The 3981-nt window shown below is 64.5% G+C and carries 1 protein-coding gene and 1 pseudogene; both read right to left on the reverse strand.

Translation table 11 applies throughout. The annotated features are described in order from the left end of the window. Nucleotides 1-295: 295 nt before the first annotated feature. A complete protein-coding gene (gene pbpC, locus ACE3OH_RS20450; RefSeq protein WP_374357494.1) occupies nt 296-2662 on the reverse strand; it encodes a penicillin-binding protein 1C in 2367 nt (788 codons plus the stop codon). Between the two features lie 263 nt (nt 2663-2925). Next, nucleotides 2926-3981, reverse strand: a pseudogene (locus ACE3OH_RS20455) (hypothetical protein); the annotation flags it as partial.

Raw genomic sequence — 3981 nt, forward strand, 5'->3', positions numbered from 1 at the left:
CTAAAAAGTGCAGCGCTAATATCTTGGCGCCAAAAGCGCCGCAACACGGGGACTCTCACGGATTGCGACGCACGAGAGGGGCGGCATTTTACGTTTTTCCGAGATTTTTGGATAGCAAATAGCAGCACGGCTTGACGCAAGTCCTGCATCTGGATCCCACATGCAGATGCACATTTTGGGAAGCGTTTTCTCAAGGCTTTCTGGCGTCTTTGCCGTTCAACGAGAAGGCAAAGGTACAAGCAGCAAGCCGAGGCAAAGCCAGCCAAAACACCGCACGGCCAAAACCCACACAGGCCTAACGCCGCCGCACCCTGATCCGGTCGAAATTGCCATCCTCATCAATGGCGGTGATGGCATAGCTACCAGCCTCCTGCAGCCTGATTATTTGTCGGCCACCTTCCAGCGCCGCCAGCTGCAAACGGCCATTCACCAGCCATTGCACCGTGCCGCTGCCGCCCTGGGTGGAGAGGCGCAATAGTGGCGCGGGCTGGCTGGGGCTGGCGACGATCAGCTCGCCATTCACTGCGCCGCGTATATGCAAGGGGGCAGCCAGTCGGCGGGCCTTGGTGCAGGCGCTGGACCAGGGCGGCGGCAGGCTGGCGCGGCGGCTGGTGTCGTCCAGCCACGGTTGCAGCAGGGTGGGCCAGCGGGCGGCGGTAACGCTGCGCAGGCCGTGCGGCGCACAGTCGGGCATCACCCGCTCGCCGCTGCGCGGGTCTTCAAACCACTGCTGGCTGGTGTCGCCACTATCGTGCTCGCCGGTCAGGGTGGGCGGCGCGGTCTGGTTCAGTAGCCAGGCAAGGCGCCGCTGCTGGCAGCGCTCGGCGGGCGTATGCTCGGCCAGCCGCCCTTCCGGCCAGCAGATGGCGGACTGGCTGACGCTGGCGGGCGGGCTGCGCCGATCGCTGACCTCCGCAGGCAGACCGTTGAAAATCGCCTGCAGCAAGGGCTGGGCGACATTGGCACCGTAAAAGCCGGGGTTGGGCGTGCCATCGGGCCGGCCTATCCACACGCCGACCGTATAGCGCTCACTCACCCCCACCGTCCAGGCATCACGAAAGCCATAGCTGGTGCCGGTCTTGAACGCTACACCGCGCCGATCCGGACGCACGCCCACCGCCTGGGCGGTGGGGCCACCGCCTTCCAGCAGGCTGCGCACGATATAGGCGGCGCCGGCGCTCATCAGCTGCCGCTCCTGCAGCGGCGCACTGCGGACAAAGCGCGGCTGCCCGGCCATTCCGCCACGGGCCAACGCCCGGTAGCTGCCCACCAGCGCCTCCAGATTGGTGCCGGCGCCACCGAGAATCACGCTCAGATTCGGCTTGGCGCCGCGCGGGAAGGTCAGCGGCAAACCACCCTGGCGCAGTTTGGCGACAAAGCGCTCGGCACTGAGGTGATCGAGCACTTGCACCGCCGGCACATTGAGCGAGCGCACCAGGGCTTCCGATGCGCTCACCGGGCCGGAAAACGCCTGGCCGAAATTGCCCGGTGCATAGCCAGAAAACGATTGTGGCGCATCGATCAGCAAGGATTCGGTATGGATCAAGCCCTCATCGAGCGCCATTGCGTACAGAAAAGGCTTGAGAGTGGAGCCGGGCGAGCGGATGCCGCGCACCATATCCACCCAGGCAAAACGGTGCTTATCGGCAAAGTCCACCGAGCCGGCATAGGCCAGGGTGCTCATATCGCGGTTGTCGACCACCAGGGCCGCGGCCGACACCCTGGGTGGCAACAGGCTCAGGCGATCGGCCAGCAGCAGCTCGACCAGGCGCTGCGCATCCGCATCGATGGTGCTGTCTATCTTCGCCTGGCCCGGCAGCGCCTGATGCAGGCGGTTCGCCAACAGGGGCGCCAGCTTGGGCTCTCGCGCTTTCAGCGCCAGCATCGGCTCATTCAGCGCTTCATGGATATCGCCGGGCGACCACTTGCCCTGCATGCGCCCAAGCACCTTGTTGCGCGCCAACAAAGCCTCGGATTGGAAGCGATCTGGCCGCAGGCGCGAGGGCATTTGTGGCAGCACCGCCAGCAGCGCGGCCTCGGCATGGGTTAGGCGGCTCGATGGCTTGCCCAGATAGGCGCGGCTGGCTGCCTCCACCCCTTCCAGCACCCCACCCATTGGTGCGTAGTTAAGGTAAATGGTGAGGATTTCGCGCTTGGAATAATGCAGCTCCAGCTGCAAGGCGCGCAGGGTCTGGCGTAGCTTGCCGCTTACGGTGCGCGGCGGCACCGGGTCGATGATGCGCGCGACCTGCATGGTGAGGGTGGAACCACCCGATACCACCCGGCCGGCACGCAGCCATTGGCCGGCAGCGCGCAGCATGGCCAAGGGGTTGATGCCAGGGTGCCACCAGTAGGCGCGGTCTTCGTAGCGGATCAGCGCCTCGACATAGCGCGGCGATACCTGCTCGATGCGCACCGGATAGCGCCAGACATGGCGGGCATCGGCAAAGGCGCGTAGCGGTGTGCCATCGCGCGCCAGCACCACCGCCGCAAAGTCCGCCCCCTGGCCGCGCACCGGCAGGGGGAAGCAGCGATCAAGTAGCAGCAAGGTCAGCAGCAGGGCAAACAGGCTGCCGAACAGCCAGCGCCAACGGTTGGGCTTCTTGCCTGTCAGGGCGGTAAGGTGCTGTTTGAATCGGCCCAGGATGCTGCGTAAAGACAAGCGCGTTACACCACGAGATTTCACAGAAGCGGGAATATCCAATTGATTGGCAGGACGGCGCGGCAGCCGCTCTCGAGGAAGCCGCTTGTAGCTGGGCCGCCAAGGCAGCGCTCAGGGCTGCGCGGCTTTTTGTAGGTCGGAATTTATTCCGACTGCGCCCTGTCCCGCGCCCCTGTCGGGATGAGTCCCGACCTACAAAAGCGGTTTGCGGCAGACTGGTGATGGCTTGCTTGCCATGACTTGCTTCAAGCCATCACTTCGCCCTACTTCGCCGCCGGTGCTGCAATGCTGTCCGATTCCGACTTCACCGCGCCTTTTGCCGGCGGGCGCACATCGTCGATCTGCATGATGCCCGGCTCCTTGCTGGCGGCGTGCAGCTGCGGATCGTACATATCTTCCACCCAGCTTTGCGGGATAACGAAGCGGCCGGGGGTGACCACCTTGGCGCGGTAGAACAGGCGCAGCGGGCCGTTCCACCAGCTGCCCAGCCGCACTGCCGCCACAAAGCGATCATCGCGGAATTCCACATGGCCGATGCGCTGATCATTCATCGCCTCCACCGGGTTGACGCCGTCAATCTTCACCGCCTCGCCCTTCTCGCCCTGGATCAGGTTGGTATTTTCGATCTCCAGACCGGCCGGCACTCTATCCACCACCAGCAGATTGGGCGAGAAGAAATTGGCATTGGTGCTCACTTGCACCCAGATGGTCTGGCCGGTCTTCAGGCTCGGGTTGGCCGGCAGCTTGCTACCATCAGCCATAAAGTAGCTGCGCGACACGCTCAGGCCACGGCTGCCCTCGCCCACTGCACGCGGATGGCCGCTGCTGGTCATCACCGCAAACAGCTTGTCCTTGCCGGTGTTTTGCAGCTTGTAGCCCGCGCCATCGGCCAGCGGCAGCGCGACATATTGCGCGGCCTTGCCAGCCAGATTGGCCGGTGCCTTGTCGCCGCTGAGGCTGGCGCTCCAGTCGCTGCCCGGTGTGGCATCGAGCCAGCGTGCGGCCAGGAATACCGCCATCTGATCCTGGGTGCTGAACCAGGGCCGCGCCTTGATGCGTTCGATCAAGCCGGCCAACAGGCCGACCGAGCCGGGCGGGTTGAGCTTGTGCTTTTGCAATAGCGCAAACGCCAGGGCGTTATCGCGCACCGGGCTGCCGTAGTCATACCAGTAACCCTCGGCGCGTGGCTTGGCCAGGCCTTCGGCCAGGGCGATCTTGGACTTGGCTTCATCGCCCATCAGCTGCAAGGCAATGCCCAGCTCGATCAAGGCCAGGCCGGAATTGGCATTGCTGCGCAATTCGATCAACTGGCGCAAGGG

The sequence above is a fragment of the Chitinimonas sp. genome (assembly GCF_041904975.1).
Classification (GTDB): Bacteria; Pseudomonadota; Gammaproteobacteria; order Burkholderiales; family Chitinimonadaceae; genus Chitinimonas.